The organism is Pseudarthrobacter sp. AL07, from assembly GCF_029960665.1.
Lineage (GTDB): Bacteria > Actinomycetota > Actinomycetes > Actinomycetales > Micrococcaceae > Arthrobacter.
The window spans coordinates 135,788-152,063 of the sequence record NZ_JASBRB010000004.1; the positions used below are offsets into that span (position 1 = coordinate 135,788).

The 16,276-nt window shown below is 65.1% G+C and carries 19 protein-coding genes, 1 tRNA gene and 1 pseudogene; 8 read left to right on the plus strand and 13 right to left on the minus strand.

Annotation, left to right across the window (positions count from 1 at the left end; genetic code table 11):
- Nucleotides 1–6 precede the first annotated feature (6 nt).
- Nucleotides 7–410: pseudogene (locus QK290_RS05925) on the plus strand (NAD-dependent dehydratase); the annotation flags it as partial.
- Here QK290_RS05925 and QK290_RS05930 read toward each other — a convergent pair.
- Nucleotides 359–598: a hypothetical protein gene (locus tag QK290_RS05930; RefSeq protein ID WP_282329876.1), complete on the minus strand. Its 240-nt coding sequence runs from the start codon at nt 596–598 to the stop codon at nt 359–361. The pseudogene QK290_RS05925 and the gene QK290_RS05930 sit on opposite strands and share 52 nt — an antisense overlap.
- On the opposite strand from QK290_RS05930, the gene QK290_RS05935 reads away from it, so the two are divergent.
- From QK290_RS05935 to QK290_RS05945, 3 genes are all read left to right on the plus strand, one after another.
- Entirely contained in the window at nt 579–1,412 is an 834-nt protein-coding gene (locus QK290_RS05935; protein ID WP_282329755.1) for an aldo/keto reductase, read from the plus strand. The two genes, QK290_RS05930 and QK290_RS05935, sit on opposite strands and share 20 nt — an antisense overlap.
- A 134-nt stretch (nt 1,413–1,546) precedes the next feature.
- Nucleotides 1,547–1,813, plus strand: a complete 267-nt coding sequence (locus QK290_RS05940) for a GlsB/YeaQ/YmgE family stress response membrane protein (protein WP_248763117.1) — start codon at nt 1,547–1,549, stop codon at nt 1,811–1,813.
- Between the two features lie 106 nt (nt 1,814–1,919).
- A complete protein-coding gene (locus QK290_RS05945) occupies nt 1,920–2,354 on the plus strand; it encodes a hypothetical protein (protein WP_282329756.1) in 435 nt (144 codons plus the stop codon).
- Between the two features lie 156 nt (nt 2,355–2,510).
- Here the strand turns inward: QK290_RS05945 and QK290_RS05950 are convergent, their stop codons facing one another.
- The 7 genes from QK290_RS05950 to QK290_RS05980 form a co-directional block, all read right to left on the minus strand.
- Nucleotides 2,511–2,753, minus strand: a complete 243-nt coding sequence (locus QK290_RS05950) for a DM13 domain-containing protein (protein WP_282329757.1) — start codon at nt 2,751–2,753, stop codon at nt 2,511–2,513.
- Nucleotides 2,754–2,828: 75 nt separating this feature from the next.
- A complete protein-coding gene (locus QK290_RS05955) occupies nt 2,829–3,656 on the minus strand; it encodes a putative protein N(5)-glutamine methyltransferase (RefSeq protein ID WP_282329758.1) in 828 nt (275 codons plus the stop codon).
- A gap of 286 nt (nt 3,657–3,942) precedes the next feature.
- Nucleotides 3,943–6,201, minus strand: a complete 2,259-nt coding sequence (gene malQ, locus QK290_RS05960; protein WP_282329759.1) for a 4-alpha-glucanotransferase — start codon at nt 6,199–6,201, stop codon at nt 3,943–3,945.
- Nucleotides 6,198–6,560 (minus strand): substrate-binding domain-containing protein, encoded by a 363-nt coding sequence (locus tag QK290_RS05965; RefSeq protein ID WP_282329760.1) that lies wholly within the window; start codon nt 6,558–6,560, stop codon nt 6,198–6,200. Before QK290_RS05965 ends, malQ begins: the two co-directional genes overlap by 4 nt.
- The gene (locus tag QK290_RS05970) at nt 6,553–7,146 is read right to left on the minus strand and encodes a LacI family DNA-binding transcriptional regulator (RefSeq protein ID WP_282329761.1); all 594 of its coding nucleotides are present in this window, start codon (nt 7,144–7,146) and stop codon (nt 6,553–6,555) included. The genes QK290_RS05965 and QK290_RS05970 overlap by 8 nt, the downstream gene beginning before the upstream one ends.
- 6 nt (nt 7,147–7,152) lie before the next feature.
- Complete coding sequence (locus QK290_RS05975; RefSeq protein ID WP_282329762.1) at nt 7,153–7,737, minus strand: HhH-GPD-type base excision DNA repair protein; 585 nt, start codon at nt 7,735–7,737, stop codon at nt 7,153–7,155.
- Nucleotides 7,738–7,754: 17 nt separating this feature from the next.
- Nucleotides 7,755–7,877: a hypothetical protein gene (locus tag QK290_RS05980; RefSeq protein ID WP_282329763.1), complete on the minus strand. Its 123-nt coding sequence runs from the start codon at nt 7,875–7,877 to the stop codon at nt 7,755–7,757.
- 518 nt (nt 7,878–8,395) lie between these two features.
- Here QK290_RS05980 and QK290_RS05985 point away from each other — a divergent pair.
- Nucleotides 8,396–9,136 carry an ANTAR domain-containing protein gene (locus tag QK290_RS05985; protein WP_282329764.1) on the plus strand — a complete coding sequence of 247 codons (741 nt, stop codon included), beginning with the start codon at nt 8,396–8,398 and terminating at the stop codon, nt 9,134–9,136.
- A 56-nt stretch (nt 9,137–9,192) separates the two neighbouring features.
- Here QK290_RS05985 and QK290_RS05990 read toward each other — a convergent pair.
- A tRNA-Lys gene (locus QK290_RS05990) sits at nt 9,193–9,265 on the minus strand.
- A gap of 203 nt (nt 9,266–9,468) precedes the next feature.
- Here QK290_RS05990 and QK290_RS05995 point away from each other — a divergent pair.
- The 3 genes from QK290_RS05995 to QK290_RS06005 all read left to right on the plus strand — a co-directional run bounded on the left by QK290_RS05995 (nt 9,469) and on the right by QK290_RS06005 (nt 12,021).
- Nucleotides 9,469–10,128 carry a hypothetical protein gene (locus QK290_RS05995; RefSeq protein WP_185262292.1) on the plus strand — a complete coding sequence of 220 codons (660 nt, stop codon included), beginning with the start codon at nt 9,469–9,471 and terminating at the stop codon, nt 10,126–10,128.
- Between the two features lie 260 nt (nt 10,129–10,388).
- Nucleotides 10,389–11,006 carry a nuclease PIN gene (locus QK290_RS06000; protein WP_282329765.1) on the plus strand — a complete coding sequence of 206 codons (618 nt, stop codon included), beginning with the start codon at nt 10,389–10,391 and terminating at the stop codon, nt 11,004–11,006.
- A 1-nt stretch (nt 11,007) separates the two neighbouring features.
- Nucleotides 11,008–12,021: an inorganic phosphate transporter gene (locus QK290_RS06005; RefSeq protein WP_282329766.1), complete on the plus strand. Its 1,014-nt coding sequence runs from the start codon at nt 11,008–11,010 to the stop codon at nt 12,019–12,021.
- A gap of 38 nt (nt 12,022–12,059) precedes the next feature.
- Here the strand turns inward: QK290_RS06005 and pstB are convergent, their stop codons facing one another.
- The 4 genes from pstB to pstS form a co-directional block, all read right to left on the minus strand.
- Nucleotides 12,060–12,839, minus strand: a complete 780-nt coding sequence (gene pstB / locus QK290_RS06010; RefSeq protein ID WP_282329767.1) for a phosphate ABC transporter ATP-binding protein PstB — start codon at nt 12,837–12,839, stop codon at nt 12,060–12,062.
- Nucleotides 12,840–12,919: 80 nt separating this feature from the next.
- Nucleotides 12,920–14,032, minus strand: coding sequence for a phosphate ABC transporter permease PstA (gene pstA / locus QK290_RS06015; RefSeq protein WP_282329768.1), 1,113 nt, complete (start codon nt 14,030–14,032; stop codon nt 12,920–12,922).
- Nucleotides 14,033–14,965, minus strand: a complete 933-nt coding sequence (pstC, locus tag QK290_RS06020) for a phosphate ABC transporter permease subunit PstC (protein ID WP_282329769.1) — start codon at nt 14,963–14,965, stop codon at nt 14,033–14,035.
- Between the two features lie 102 nt (nt 14,966–15,067).
- Nucleotides 15,068–16,189 (minus strand): phosphate ABC transporter substrate-binding protein PstS, encoded by a 1,122-nt coding sequence (gene pstS, locus QK290_RS06025; RefSeq protein WP_282329770.1) that lies wholly within the window; start codon nt 16,187–16,189, stop codon nt 15,068–15,070.
- Nucleotides 16,190–16,276: the final 87 nt, after the last annotated feature.

Genomic DNA, 16,276 nt, shown 5'->3' on the forward strand with positions numbered 1-16,276 from the left:
CCACGCTTGGAGCTGTTCCGTGGCAGGACGGGTCAATACGTCTTCAGCCTCGGCGTACCAGAAGCCGCCCACCCGGCTGCCCATCATGGAATCCACGCCTCTAAAAAACCCTTTCTGGCAGTATTCGCGGGACAAAATCGCCTGCGAAGACATTCTCCATCACCTCCGACGAATATCTGCCCTGGAACCAGGTTTACCGTTCGTTCGCCCGGGCAGCCGATGTCCCGGAGCCCGAGCTGGTCCATGTGGCCTCGGAAACCATCGCCGCGCACAGTGCGGAACTGGGGCCCAACCTGCTGGGCGACCGATCCCACTCAGTGGTTTTCGACAACACCAAGATCAAGTCCCTGGTCCCGGGCTACACGGCCACGATTCCGTTCGCGGACGGGACCCGCGAGATCGTTGACTGGGGCGCCTCGAAGGCCTCGCTCCAGTAGGCCGTCTCCTTGGCGATCCCGCCGTCCCGGAATTCGAAAATGAACACCGTTTCGTATTGCGGCCCGTTGTAGTCCACCAGGCCGGCAACATCCTCCGGGCATTCGAGGGCAAGGAAAGCGAAAGCACGGCAGACTGTTGAAATGACTCTCTCACCGCTCATCATGCTCAATGACGGCTACAGCATCCCGCAGCTGGGACTCGGCACCTGGCCGCTCAACGACGAACAGGTGACTGCCGCCGTCGTACATGCCCTGGAAGCCGGGTACCGGCACATCGATACGGCAGTGAAATACGGCAATGAAGAAGGCGTTGGGAACGGTATCCGCGCGGCCGGACTGGACCGAAGCGAAATCTTCGTCACCACCAAGCTGGATGGCCAGTTCCAAGGCGAGAACCGCGCCGCGGCGGGGCTGGAGGGGTCGCTGACCCGCATGGGACTGGACTACGTGGACCTGCTGCTGATCCACTGGCCGCTCCCTGCGCGTGATGAATTCGTGTCGACGTGGAAAACGATCGAGCGGCTGCAGGCGGAGGGCAAAGTCCGGTCCATCGGCGTCTCCAACTTCAAGCCTGCACACCTGGAACGGCTGCTGGCCGGAAGCGACGTTGTGCCTGCCGTGAACCAGATCCAGCTGAGCCCGGCGATTACCCGCCAGGCGGAACGGGAGTTCAATGCCGTGCACGGAATTGTCACCGAATCCTACAGTCCGCTGGGCGGTTCAGGGGCCAGCCTGCTGGGCGCCCCCCTGCTTGCGCAGCTGGGCGAAAAATACGACAAGACGCCGGCTCAAATGGTGCTGCGCTGGCATATTGAGCAGGGACTTGTAGTCATTCCCAAATCGGGAAATCCCGAGCGGATGCAGGAAAACCTGGACATCTTCGACTTCGCCCTGGACCGGCAGGATCTCGCGGAACTTGCCATCCTGGACGAGGGGCCAGGCGCCGGCAACGATTCGGACACGACAGGGCACTGAGAGGGCCGGGAACATGCTTCTGGCGCGGATGCAGAGTGGCGAAAAGATACTAAGCATGATTAGTATTGAGGCAGAAGGATGAAGCGTGCCCGGGATCCGGGTACCTCCTTGATGTAGGAAGAAGGAATGAAAAAATGGGTTTCTTTGCATTTTTGATTCTTGGCCTTATTGCCGGCGCCATCGCTAAGGCAATCCTTCCAGGCAAGCAGGGTGGCGGCTGGATCATCACCCTCATCCTGGGCGTCGTCGGCGCATTTCTGGGTGGCTGGCTTGGCGGAATGATTTTCGGTACCGGCCTGCAGGAGTTCTTCTCGCTGCAGACCTGGTTGCTCGCGATCGCCGGCTCGATCATCGTGCTGCTTGTTTACGGCATGATCACGAAGCGCAGCGTTCGCAGCTAACTTCGTTACCGGCATGAACACCGGCCCCGGGACCTCCCGGGGCCGGTTTTCTTTCCCCGGCCACTCGGACCGGGGGCTGACCCTTCTCAACGAGCAGGAGTTCACAATGAAATCAAAGCTTCTATTAGGTATTGGAATCGCGGCTGGTTACGTCCTGGGATCACGGTCCGGCCGGGCAGCGTACGACAAGCTCAAGGCCAGGGCTACGAGCATCTGGGACAGCAAGCCGGTCCAGGACAAAGTCAGTGCCGCCACGGAGGCCATCAAGGAGAAGGCTCCCGACGTGGCGGACCAGCTGGGTGAGGCCGCGCGCCGGGCGGGCACAGTCATCAGCTCCGCCGTCCACCATGAGGCCGCGTCGGGTATCACCAAGTCCAAAACGTCCGACGCCGGCACTTCGGCGGGTGAATCGATGAACCTGGGAACATCGGACGTCGAGTCCGACCCCGCGTTCAATGACAACGAGGGCCAGGACTGGTCCGGTGAAGGCGGCGCCACTACTGCCGGCGCAGCAACGAACGTTGACCCTCGGCGGGAATGATTCGGGATCGTTGCGGGGACATTACGCGGGATTCGCCGTGTGACACGGAAGCAACGTTGAAATTGTGCTAAAAATAGTCGTTGCTGGCCGCCGCGCTCCTTGGGGGACGCGGCGGCCAGAAGCGTCTCAGGCCAGGTAATGGCCACATGCCCTGACTCAGGGGGCCAGCTCGGCAGCGCCGAACGACACGCTGAACTGAGCGCACCACAGGTCAACCGAGCGGTACTTCGACAGATCCACGTCGGCGGGTATCTGGTAAACCTGATTGCCCAGATTTCCCTTGATCAGGCCGAGGTCGTAGTAATCAGCGGAGCCGGCGGTGAACCACCCGGCCCGGGATGGTTCACCCCCACCACCCCAGCGCGAAAAGACGCTGCCATAACGCGAAAAGGCGGCCACAACACGGAATGCCGAGAGCGCAGCGCTAAAGGGCAGCCGCCACCGCAGGCACTGGTACCTGCCGGCGCACCGTTACTAAGACCGGGCCCGTCCCACTACGACGGTGCCGTCCAGTTCTTCCGAACGGACAGTCCTCACCGCGAAGCCTGCATGTGCCAGGATCGACGACGTCCGGGCGGCCTGCCGTTCGCTGGTTTCGATGAGGAGATTCCCGCCCGGCCGCAGCCATTCGTTGGCCTCCGCAGCGACGCGGCGGTGGAACTCGAGTCCGTCAGCGCCGCCGTCGAGCGACCATAAGGGTTCGTGCTCGCGCGCCTCGTGCGGCATGGAATCTATGGCGCCGGTGGGGACGTAGGGGGCGTTGACGGCCAGAACACTGATCCGGCCCTGGATGGTGGGCGGCAGTGCCTCGAACAGGTCGCCCTGGTGGACGTCACCACCCGCACGGTCAAGGTTCCGGCGGGCGCAGGCCACCGCGGCCGGGTCAATGTCCGCCGCATGGAGTTCCAGGCCAGCAATCCGGGAGGCGATGGCAGCACCCACGGCACCCGACCCGCAACAAAGGTCCACAACTACGGCGGGCTCCGAACCATCCAGGCACTCCCGCATCCGGTCCGCCGAGAGCAGGGTTGCGGCCTCGTTCACCAAGAGCCCGGTCCGGCGGCGCGGTACAAAAACCCCGGCATCGAGCTCAACCTGGAGACCGCAGAACTCTGCCCAGCCGAGGATGTGCTCCAGTGGATACCCGGCAATGCGCTTTCGGACCGCCGAAGCGATCTGGGCCGGATCGGACATTGCGGCCAGGAGAAGCTGGGCTTCCTCCTCCGCAAAGACGCACCCCGCCGAGCGAAGCTGCTCAGCGATCCCCAAAAGGGACTCAACGTGAAGGTCAGTGGCTGACATGGGTACACCTTCCGCGAGCTGAGGGGCTCCGGGCACCATCGCCCGCCTCTGAATGTACGCCAAGCTTGGCTCCGGCGGCATGTCTAAAAAGCACCTGCGACCAGGCCCAGTTGACGCTGGTCCCGGCAACGCTGGTGTGGAAGCTGTCCGTGCCGGACCTGCCGGCCGGCACGGACGAGTTCATGGCTACGGCCCGGTCCCAGCCGATGTCGATGCGCCGGCTTTCCAGGCCCGGAAGGTCAACCGCCTCCGCAAGATAGCCGGCGACGAGTACTGGCCCGGTCGGTCATTGAGGATCCCCCAGCGCTTCAGAGACGGCACCCAGCAAGGCGTTGAACCGTGGGTTGGCAGGGAGGTCGTCGATGAGCACCGGCTTCCCGTCCGGATCACCGAGCGGGACCTGCCAGTTCGGGTACAGCGCTTCGGTGGTGCCGGGCTGGTTCTGCACGCGCCGCTCCCCCACGGCGTCCACCAGCGCCACGCCAAGAAGCACCGACGGCGTCTGGGCCAGCAGGCGGTGCAGCGCCTCTATGGTGCGTTCCTCGCTGCCGGTGCTGCCGTGGTTCCCCTCGGCGGAGGCGCCGGACGTGCCCCCATCCTCGGGCAGGAGGCCGCGTTCCCGCAGCAGCCCCATCATCTTTTCCAGCGTAGCCGTGTGGTCCGCCCGTTCCTCCGCCTCAGAGCGTTCCAGCAGGCCCAGCCTGCTGCGGAGCGCCACATGGTCGCCCGCCAGGTAGCCCGCGGTGGGCGGCAGGTCGTGGGTGTTGACGCTGGCGAGGGCCTGCGTCCGGTACCGTTCCGGTGGCAGGGGCGAATCGCCGTCGTTCTCGAACCAGAGGATGGACGTGCCCAGGATGCCGCGGGCAGCCAGATAGTCGCGCACCCACGGTTCGAAGGTTCCTAAGTCCTCGCCGATCACCACGGCGCCGGCACGCTGGGCCTCCAGCGCCAGGATGCCGATCAGTGCTTCGTGGTCGTACGTGACATAGGCGCCGTCACGCGGGGAGTTGCCAGCCGGCACCCACCAGAGGCGGAACAGGCCCAGCACGTGGTCCACCCGGATGCCGCCGGCGTGCCGAAGCACGGTGGAGAGCATGTTGCGGAACGGTGCATAGCCGGCCTCCGCCAGACGGGAGGGATGCCACGGCGGCTGGTTCCAGTCCTGGCCCAGCTGGTTGTACATGTCCGGCGGCGCCCCCACGCTCATCCCGGGAGCCAGGACGTCACGCAGGGTCCAGGCGTCGGCGCTGCTGAGGTCAACGCCCACGGCGAGATCGTGCACCACACCCAGCCGCATCCCCGCCCGGCGCGCCGCCTGCTGCGCGTTCTCAAGCTGCTCGTCGCAGATCCACTGCAGCCAGCGGTGGAACCCGATCCTGTCCGCCAGCTTTCCGCGCAGCGACTCCGCGTCGGGCGAGCCCAACGCGGAGTCCGGATCGGTCCACAGCGGATGGTCCGGTGCCAGGTCTTCCCGGATAGCGGACCACAGGGCGAAGTCATCCAGCCCTGAGCCGGAGATCCGGCAGAATTCGTCGAACGCTGCCTGCCGTGCCGGCGAGCGCCTGGCGTGATAGAGCAGTTCCAGGGCCTGGAGCTTGGCGGCATACACGGCGTTGCGGTCCAGCCGTTCGCCGTCCTTGTTCAGGGCCTGGACCTGCTCTTGCAGGCTGTCCACTGCCGCGCGCTTACGCGGCTTCAGGTAGGCGATTTCCGGGATGGCCTCCACCCGGATGTACAGCGGGTTGAAGAAGCGCCGTGTGGACGGCGAGTAGGGCGAGGGCTGGACCGGCGGCACGGGTTCCGCGGCGTGCAGCGGGTTGACCAGGACATAGTCCGCACCACGGGCCCCGCTGAGCGTGGCCAGATCCGCGAGGTCGGCGAAGTCGCCGATCCCCCAGGACCGCTTGGACCGCACGGAGTAGAGCTGCGTGGCCAGGCCCCATCCCCGACGCTCCGCCAAGGAATCGGCGGTGGTGAGCCGCGCCGGAACCACCACCAGGGCACCCTTGGCTATGACGCCGCCGGACTCTGCCCGCAGCGTGTGCCAGCCCAGCGGCAACCCCTCCGGTAGCGCGAAGGTGGCCCGGCTGGTGGCCACGCCATCCACGTCCTGGGGCGTCGCCCAGAGATCCTGCTGGACGGCGTCCACCGGCTCGCCCGTGCCCGTTTCAAGCTCCACATGCAGGCGGGCCGTGGCCCCGTCCCGGACGTGGACGGGAACCAGTGCGGGTTCGCCCTGCTGAACCACGACGGCGGGGGGCAGCATCCGCCGCCACGGCGCCACTTCCGCCTCGACCAAAGCACTTTCGATCAGCTGGTTCGTGTGAGCGGGGACGCCCAGCGCTGCCAGGACCTTGATCAGCGTCTCCGCGGCCACGCTGTGCGGCAGCCCGTCCCAGCCGTGGAACGAGGTGCCCACGCCGTGCGCGTCCGCCAAACTCTGGAGGAGTTGATGGTCCACGGGCTCATGACCGGCGGCATCGCCGCCGCCCGACGGTGCCGGTGTGCCGAAAATTTGAGCGTGCTGCTGGTCTGGAGTCTTCATGGAATGTCCGCCTCGCCTGGTGTGTTGGGCCCGAACCTACATTGCTTGTTGACGCACGGGAGCAACACGCCCCCGCGCACGACTGTTGCAGCCAACGATAGTCGGGCGGCAGCCCTCAGGGCGCCGAATCCCGGATTTTCAGGACGAAGCCCGCCTCCGCGTGGACCCCGCCTGCCCCCCGCTTCCAGCCCGTCAATCCGGTCGATCAGCAGGCCGATGGACCGTTCTGCAATCTCGTCCACGCCGGGCGACACGGTGGTAAGCGACGGCGAGGCGAATCGTGCCTCCTCAATATCGTCAAAGCCCACCACCGCAACATCGCTTGGCACCTTCACGCCACGGACGAGCAGTTCATGCATGGCGACCGGCAGCGCCCGCCGACTCGCCGGGCCGGGCGCCGAGCACGGCGATACGACGGCGGCCTCCCGCCAGCAGGTGGGCGGCGAGGGAGTGGGCGGCGTCCCGGTTTCTCATGGTGACCAGATCCAGCCGAGAATCCAGAATGTGCTCGCCGAGCAGCACCACCGGCTTTGTGCCGCGGTGGGAGGCAACGGCGTCGGCCCCCACGACCAGGGGCGTGAACAGCAGGCCATCGGTCAACTGCCGCAGGGGACCTTGCAGGGCACCGAGTTCGTTGGCTTCCAGTGCGACGGATTGTTCCACGAGCACCCGGTAGCCGCGCCGCTCCGCCGCCGTCATCACCCGCGAGGCCAGTTCCGCGTAGTACGGTGCCGCGAGGTCGGACAGCATCAGGCCCAGCATGCGGGTCTTCCCCGAGCGCAAGCTGCGGGCCGTCAGGTTCGCCTCGTAGCCCAGTTCGGCGATGGCGTCCTGGACCCGCTGTCTGGTGGCCGGCCGGATAAACTCGTAGTCGTTGAGCACGTTCGACACGGTCTTCAACAACACCCCGGCCGCGCGCGCCACATCGTTCATGGTCACTGCCACGGTTGGTCAGCCCTGGGCAGCCTTGGCCGCCGCCTTTGCTGCCTGCTTGCTGGCCCTCACCTTAACGAGCGATTCAGGACTCACGATGTCCGCAACCGACAGGAAGGCGTCCTCCTGGCCGTAATGGCCGGCGGCCTCGCGCCAGCCCGGGGCGCTCAGCCCGCGCTGCTTCCCGAGGAGTGCAAGGAAGATTTTTGCCTTCTGCTCCCCGAATCCTGGCAGTGCCTGCAGACGGCGCAGCACCTCCGCGCCGTCGGGATCGCCCTTGGTCCAGATCAGCGTCGCGTCGCCGTCCCAGTCCCGCTGCACTGTTTCGGCGAGCGCCTGGACACGACCCGCCATCGAACCAGGGAACCGGTGCACCGCGGGCCGTTCCTTGAACACCTCAACGAACGCCTGGGGTTCATACGCGGCAACGGCGGCCGGGGCAATGGACCCGATCCGGGCCCGGATCTTCTCCGGCCCGGCAAAGGCGGATTCCATGGTGACCTGCTGGTCCAGCAGCATACCTGTCAGCAGCGCGAACGCGTCATCGGTCAGCAGTTGGTCGGCGGCCGGGTCACCGGTGATATGCAGTTCCATGGCCCTCATCTTTCCACCTCCCGCGGCTAGGAATCGAGGGCCAGCCGGATCCTGGACCAGGACACCGCCGGGAGTTCCGCGGTGAGCCAGCCGCCCTTGGCTTTGACGCTCACGTTCTGCGCGGGCAGGACCGACGTCGAGTCCTCCACCGTCGCCTGCCACGTAGACGGAAAAACAAGTACTACCTAACTTGAAAAACAAGTACCGATTACGCGGTCGCCGGGGACGCGTCCGAACTACCGTCGACTAGGAGCACAGACTCGCACATCGCGTTCGATTGGATGTCTCACCAGGGGGTTGTGAGAAGGATGAATACACCATCTGGCAACCGCGCTTTCCCGTCCCAAGGGGGACGGGAAGTAAGCGGGGCCGGCGACGAGGAGGTCTTCGAGACCAAGGCCTCTCCCCCAGCCGTCGCCGGCCCTCCGTTCTCCACTGGTCACATCCACCGCACGCCGCCAGCCGGATCCCGGTGACCCATGGCGAGGCGGACATGAAGTCCCGTTCCGAAGCGTCCCCGGCGCACTCGTCGGCAGGCAGGCGTCCGGCGTCTGCTCATCCGACACAGCGCGCCATCCAGCATGGAGTCCCCCCTGCGGGGCCGGCAGCAATCACGGACCGCAGACCCAGCCCGGCACCGGGCGGTCATCCGGGCGCGGACTCGGCCGTGAAAGCGATCACCTCCGGGCTGCTCGGGGCCGATGGGCTTATCCCCGATCTGGTCACCGGCTCGACGGACCTTCCCGACTCCTTGGAGACCCTGGTCCACCTCGCGGCGGCCGCGCTGAGCCAACTCGCCGGTGCCCCCATCGAATGTGCCCTGGTCCTGAACCGGGTTAAACGCGCCAGAGCCACCGCGGGAACCGGCACACGGCCCGTAGCCTTGGCCCGGCTGGAAACGGAGGCCGGCGAAGGCCCCCTGACCGACGCCCTCACGGGCACGGGTACCGCTGCCATGAACCACGTGGGCTCCGACTTTCGCTGGGCACGCTACAGGCCGTATCTCCAGGACGCCGGCTTCGGCAGCGTCCTGGGACTTCGGCTTTCACTTGATGAGGGCACCGAGGCTGCCATCGCCTTCTTCGCAGCCGGCTGCCAAGCGTTCCCGCTGCCCGTGATCGCCGAGGCCCGCAGCTTCACTGACCTGGCGTCCCGCGGCCTCAGGCTGGCCCTTGAGCTGCAGTCGGCCAGCACCAGGGCGTCGGATCTGCAGTCAGCATTGAAAAGCCGGACGTCCATCGATATTGCCTGCGGTGTCATCATGGCGCAGAACAGGTGTTCCTACAACGACGCGATTGCCATCATCTCCAAGGCATCCAGCCACCGGAACATCAAGCTCCGCAAGGTGGCCGAGGGCATCCTGGCCAGCCTGCCGGGCGGTGCGCCGGACACTCATTTCGAACATTAGGCTCCCGCTGTACGACAGAAGACCAGAGACGGAGTGTCTCTGGTCTTCTGCGTGGGTGGGCCCTGTGGGGATCGAACCCACGACCCACGGATTAAAAGTCCGATGCTCTACCAACTGAGCTAAAGGCCCCAGCTGACCGACAAACGACCGATCAGCCCAGTCCATTTCTGGACGTAGAATACTTTACCCCACACACGGGGCGGGTTTGGCACGCAGGTGTGCGCCGCCGTCGTACGTTCCGTATTCCGCACAGCGTCACCGGCGCTGGCAAGGTGCATCCTGGCTGCGAACAGCACTCGATTTCCCGCGCGGCACAGGAGTAGCGTGGGGGCATGAGCGAACAAGCAGGACCCAGTCACTACGGCGGAGCCAACCGGCATCACAAGCCCAAGCCGTTCGCCCCCATCGACTTTGAGCCGTTCGCAGGCGGTCCGGATCCTGCGCGCGTGTCCGAGGCCGCCCACCTCGCTGCCCAGGCTCTGGTGCGCCACGGACGCGACAGCGACGATCCCGTCATCACCGAACGCCTGGTCAAGCTGACGGACGAGCAGGGCCTGGAGGCCATCGCGGAGATGTGGGCCGAAAGCCCGGCGCGTTCGCTGCCCGGCGCCCTCTGGCGGCTGTACGCCCTGCGCGCCGCCACTGTCCAGGACCCGGAACGGATCTCCGTGTACTTCCGCGCGGGCAAGGACACCGCTCAGGTCTCCCATGTAGTGGCCGGCGCCGCCGAACCGCCTGGAGCCGAAGAAATGCGGGCCATGGCGGACGCCATTCTTTCCGGAGCGTTCGACGGCGAGTTCGACGTCGCGTTGGAGCGTTCTGCCGCATTCTGCCGCGTGGTGGCGCTCGGCCAGGCGACGATTGCCGACGGTGCCGAGCTCGGCAACGAGGCCCATGCGAGCAAGCTCACGCGCAACTCGCACCAGCTCGTGAAGACCGCCGAGGACCTTGAGCACGCGGCGAATGCCTGGCGATTGGGCGAGCTCGACTGAACCACCGGCGCCGATCTGTCAATGTTGACTTGGGCCAGGCAACGTAGAACACTGAAACTGGTGTCGAGCCGCGAAACCCCCGGGCTTCAACAATTAGCCGCCTAGAGCGGCCTACCGCCGAGAGGCGTATCCGGTTCGGCACCATTTTTATGCCTGTTTTCAGGCCACGGCCGCTAGAATCAACACAGTTGCTGGCCTGCGTCAAGTCACAAGCGGGCGGCCCACCACCCCTGCACATCCCCGGAGACCGGTATCCCAACGTGAAGCTGCGCCTTTTTCCCCAGGAGCCCGCAGGGCTGACCTTGCTGTCCCAGATGGCCCAGCAAATCGTGCATGCCAGCGCCACCATGGCAGAGATCCTGGGCGTACCCGCCACTGAGCACGCCAAACTCGTGGACGACATGCACAACCACGAAGCCAAGTCCGCCGAACTGCATTTCGCCTTGCTCACCCACATGCGCACGAGCTTTGTGAACCCGCTCCCCCGCGAAGACATGTATGCTCTGTCCCGATACCTGAACGAGGCTCTCGAGAAACTGGACGGCGCTGCGGAGCTTGTGTCCCTGTATCAGCTTGACCGCCTGCCCCGGCGCGCCGCAGACCAGCTTGAGATCATCAGCCGGCAAGCCGAGCTCACCGTGGACGCCATGCGCCAGCTCAACAACCTCGACGACCTCGAGGATTACTGGATTGAGATTCTCAGGCTGGCCAAACGCGCCGAACGGACCCACCGGATCTGGGTAGCGGACATGATCCGGGACATGAAATGGGCGCAGTATTCCCGTAACCGCGACGTCGCCAACCAACTGGTCGAAGTCACCAAGGACATGCGCCGCATCGCTACCCAGGTAGGCAGCATCATCGTCAAGGAATCCTGACGTGACAGCAGTGATTTTCGGCGTTGTGGTGATGTTGACCGCGGGATTTGGCTTCCTGAACGGCTTCAGGGATGCCTCCACGTCCGCTGCCCTGGCGGTCCGCACCCGGGCGCTCACGCCAAGCGTGGCCGTGCTGCTTGCGGCCTTCTTCAACTTCCTGGGCGCCCTGCTCAGCGCCAGCCTGGCGGTCACCATCAGCCAGACCTGGATCAGCCTTCCAGAGGGCACCAGCGGCCTTAGCATCCTGGTTGCAGGGCTCGCGAGCGCCTGCGTCTGGGGCGTCCTGCTTTGGTGGCGCGGCATCCCGGCGTCCTCCACCCATGCCCTGGTGGGGGGGCTGGGCGGCGCCGGCCTGGCCAGCTTGGCCGTGGGTGGCCCCGGCGTTGGCGGGGTAGACCAGTCACTGCTGTTCCAAGTTGTTCTGCCGCTGCTGTTGTCACCGCTGGTTGCGTACAGCGGCGCGTTCCTGCTGGTTCTCCCGGTCACGTGGGCGGCGCGCTACGCCCAGCCCAGCGTGATCAACCAACGCTTCCGGCGCAGCCAGTCCATCGCCGCCGGCGCCGTAGCATTCGGTCACGGCCTGCAGGACGGCCAGCGGATCAGTGCCGTACTGCTGCTGGCACTGTTGGCGGCTGGCTATTCCGACGACGGCACTATGCCCATGTGGGTGGCGCTGCTCTCAGCGGTGATGATCACGGTGGGAACGCTTTTCGGCGGCTGGCGGATCTCCCAAACCATCGGCTACAAAATCACCCGGGTTGACCCGTTGCGGGGCTCCGTGGCCCAGATCTTCAGCGCGTTGATCCTGTTCGTGGGCGCCATCGGACTGCACTGGCCTGTGTCCACCACCCACACCGTGACGTCCGCCGTGCTGGGCGCCGGCGAGAACCAGAACTTCTCCGTGACAAACAGGAAGCTGGTGATCCGGATTCTGGGGCTGTGGGTCCTGACCCCCGTGGCAACCGCCTCCGGGGCGTTCGTGCTGGCCCTTGCGTTGTCACCATTGGCTGCCTGAGGGCAGGCCTTCAACGCCGCATTTGGCGGCGGTGGGGACTAGCCGAAGCGGCCGGAGACGTAGTCCTCCGTGGCTTTCACGGCGGGGTTGTTGAAGATGGTCTGGGTGTTCCCGTATTCGATCAGCTTGCCCGGCTTGCCGGTACCGGCAATGTTGAAGAACGCCGTCTTTTCCGAAACGCGGGCGGCCTGCTGCATGTTGTGGGTCACTATCACCACGGTGTACTGGTCCTTGAGATCGTTGATAAGGTCCTCGATGGCCAGCGTGGAGATCGGGTCCAGCGCCGAGCACGGCTCGTCCATGAGGATCACCTGCGGTTCCACCGCAATGGCACGGGCGATGCAGAGTCGCTGCTGCTGGCCGCCTGACAGGCCGGATCCGGGCTTCTCCAGGCGGTCCTTGACCTCGTTCCAGAGGTTGGCGCTCCGGAGGGAGCTCTCCACGAGGACGTCGGCCTCGCCCTTGGAGATCTTTTTGTTGTTCAGCTTCACGCCGGCCAGCACGTTGTCGCGGATGGACATGGTGGGGAACGGGTTGGGCCGCTGGAAGACCATGCCGATCTGCGAACGCACGGTCACGGGGTCCACGCCGGGGCCGTAAAGGTTGTCGCCGTCCATCAGGACTTCACCTTCGACGCGGGCGCCGGGCAGAACCTCGTGCATGCGGTTCAGGGTGCGCAGGAACGTTGACTTACCACAGCCTGAGGGACCGATGAAGGCCGTTACGGACTTGGCTTCGATGTTGATGCTGACATCCTCCACGGCCAGAAAATCGCCGTAGTACACGTTCAGGTCTTTGACGTCGATGCGCTTAGACATGGTGTTCCTTCACTTGCTGGGGTATGGATTGAAGTCTAGGGTTTGGCCGCGAGGACCGGAATGGCCTGCTGAGAATATTTTCAGCGGCCGGTCTTGGGGGCGAAGATCCTGGCGATCAGCCGGGCGCCCAGGTTCAGGACCATCACCAGGATGATCAGCACCAGGGCGGCCCCCCAGGCCCGCTGCGAAGAGGGATCCGGGTTTGCCGGGGACGTGGGGTTCAGGATCTGGGTGTAGATGAACGTCGGCAGGGAGGCCATCCAGCCGCCGAACACGTTGTTGTTGATGCTGGTGGCAAACCCGGCGGTGACCAGGATGGGCGCGGTCTCGCCGATCACGCGGGCGATCGCCAAGGTGACGCCGGACGCGATGCCGGAGATCGCCGTCGGAATAACCACCTTGATGATGGTGCGCCACTTGCGCACGCCCAGCGCGTAGGCTGCTTCGCGCAGTTCGTTGGGGACGATCTTCAGCATTTCCTCGCTGGATCGCACCACCACGGGGATCATCAGGACAGAAAGCGCGACGGCGGCGACGGCACCGGTTTTGGTGCCGGGCCCAACCACGGCGAAGAAGAACGCTGCGGCAAACAGGCCGGCCACGATGGACGGGATGCCGGTCATAACGTCCACAAAGAACGTGATGGCGCGGGCCAGCCGGCCGTCGTTGCCGTACTCGACCAGGTAGATGGCGGTCAGCAGGCCGACGGGCACAGAGATGACGGTGGCGACCAGCGTCATCTGCACCGTACCCACCAGGGCGTGGTAGATGCCGCCGATCACGGGGGCGCCCTCTTCGACAGCTTTATTGTCGTAGGCGCCGGTGACGCCGTTCATGGAGTTGGTGAGGAACCCCGGGGCGATCAGGCCGGGAACGCCGTTGACCAGAACCGTCCAGATTACGGAGATCAGCGGGAGAAGTGCGACCAGGAATGAGCCCACCACCAGGCAGGTGGCCAGCTTGTCCTTGGCTTTGCGGGAGCCCTCCACAACAACGCTCCAGCCCACCAGGCCGGCGGTGAAGAGGATGGCCGAGACAATGCCCCAGCCGAAAGCGTTAAAACCGATCAGGGCCAGGATCGCGGCGCCCACGATGAGCGCGAGTGCCAGGACAACATACGGCGCGTACTTGGGCAACTGGCCCTTGGTCAGGGCTGAACGCTTGCTGCGCACGGGAGTGAGAGTGGAGGACATTTAGTTTGCTCCCGAGAATTCTTTGTGCCGGGTGATGATCCAGCGGGCGATCATGTTGACTCCCAGGGTGATCACAAACAGGACCAGGCCGGCGGCGATCAGCGTGCTGACCTTGAGGCCGCTGGCTTCGGGGAAGTTCAGGGCGATCTCCGCGGCGATGGTCTGGTTGCCGGACGTGATCAGGCTGGCGGTCAGGGCACCGGAGGAGAGGACCAGGGCAACCGCCATGGTCTCGCCCAGTGCCCGGCCCAGGCCCAGCATGACTGCGCTGATGATGCCCGGACGGGCGAACGGCAGGACCGACATTTTGATCATTTCCCAGCGCGTGGCGCCGAGGGCCAAGGCGGCTTCCTCATGGAGCTTGGGGGTCTGCAGGAAGATTTCACGGCTCAGGGACGTGATGATCGGCAGGACCATCACCGAGAGCACAATGCCCGCGGTCAGGATGGTTTTGCCAGTGGCAGAGGCGGGGCCCTGGAAGATGGGCAGCCAGCCCATGTTCCCGGCCAGCCAGTTGTAGGCCGGGGATATTTCCTTGGCGAGGAATGCCGCGCCCCAGGCGCCGTAAACTACTGACGGGATGGCGGCCAGGAGGTCCACGACGTAGCCGAGGCCGGCGGCGAGTCCGCGCGGTGCGAAGTGCGAGATAAACAGGGCAACGCCGATGGCGACGGGTGTTGCGATCACCAGGGCGATGACGGCGGCAATGAGGGTGCCAATAACGATCGGCCAGATGTAGGCGAAGAAGCCTTCGCCGCCCTGGATCTCGGCTGCCGGGGCAGTGAGCGCCGGAATGGCCTGGACAACAAGGAACAATGCCACGCCGAACAGGACGGCGAGGATGAGGCACCCGGCGGCCAGGGCGGCGCCGGAAAAGATCTTATCCCCGGCGCGGCCTGCGCCCTGGGAACTACTCAGGGGGGTGGCGGTCATTCCAGACCCTTCGGTTGTTGGTAGTGCCTAAATCGAGCGTACAAAGCCAAGTTCCCCGCCCCGCCTTTCGGCGTGGCGGGGAACGTGGTTCAGGGACAGGTACTAGGACTTGACCTTGATGGATTCGATGGCCTTGACGGCCTTCTCGGCGAGGGCCGAGGAGAGCGGCGCGGACTTCGCGGAGTCAGCAGCTGCCTGCTGACCGGCGTCGGAAACTACGTAGCTTTCGAAGGCCTTGACCAGGTCAACGGTCTCCTGCTTGTCGTAGGTGGTGCAGACAACGTGGAAGGAAACCAGGACGATCGGGTATGCGCCTTCGATGGTGGTCTTGCGGTCCAGCTTGATGGACAGGTCGTTGGCGGAGCGGCCTTCAACAGGCTTGCCTGCGTCAACAGCCTTGGCGGCTGCGTCAGCGGAGATCTTCGTGAAAGACTCGCCAACCTTGATCTGAGCAACGCCGAGCTTGCCGCTGACAGCGGAATCATCTGCGTAGGTCACTGCGCCGGGGGTGCCGGTGACTGTCTTGACAACACCAGAGGTTCCCTTGGCGTTCTCGCCCTGCAGGGTTGCGGGCCAAACGCCGGAAGCCTTGTCGGTCCAGACCTCGGCAGCAGCCGCGGCCAGGTACTCGGTGAAGTTGGTGGTGGTGCCGGAATCGTCAGAGCGGTTCACCGGGGTGACTTTGAGGTCCGGGAGGGATACGCCTGCGTTCAGTGCGGCGATGGCCGGATCGTTCCAGTTGGCGATCTGGCCACGGAAGATCTTGGCGACGGTGGCAGCGTCAAGCTTCAGCTCGGTGATGCCGGGGACGTTGAACGCCACGGCGATCGGGGAGATGTAGACCGGGATGTTGATTGCGCCATCAGGGCCACAGACGGCCTTGGAGGATGCGAACTCTTCGTCCTTCAGGTAGGCATCCGAGCCGCCGAACTGGGCCGACCCGTCTACGAGCGCCTTGCGGCCCGCACCGGAGCCATCCGGGGAGTACTGCACGGTGACGCCCTGGTTGGCGGATGCAAATTCGGTCTTCCAGGCGTCCATGGCCGCGCCCTGCGCGGAGGAGCCGATGCCGGTCAGCGTGCCGGTGACCTTGGGGCCGGCAGAAGTCTGGTTGCCTGCAGGCGTGTTGCCCGTAGCGTTGTCTGAACCGCAGGCGGTGAGCGCGAGTGCGCCGGCTGCGATTACAGCGATAGCCGCGTGGCGGCCGAAACGGAGTGCCTTCACTAGATGTACCCCTTCCAGGGTTATTCAGCAGCGGCAGGGCCGGAGACGCCCTGCAGCGCGATGCGTACGTTTTGTACCTTCAACGAA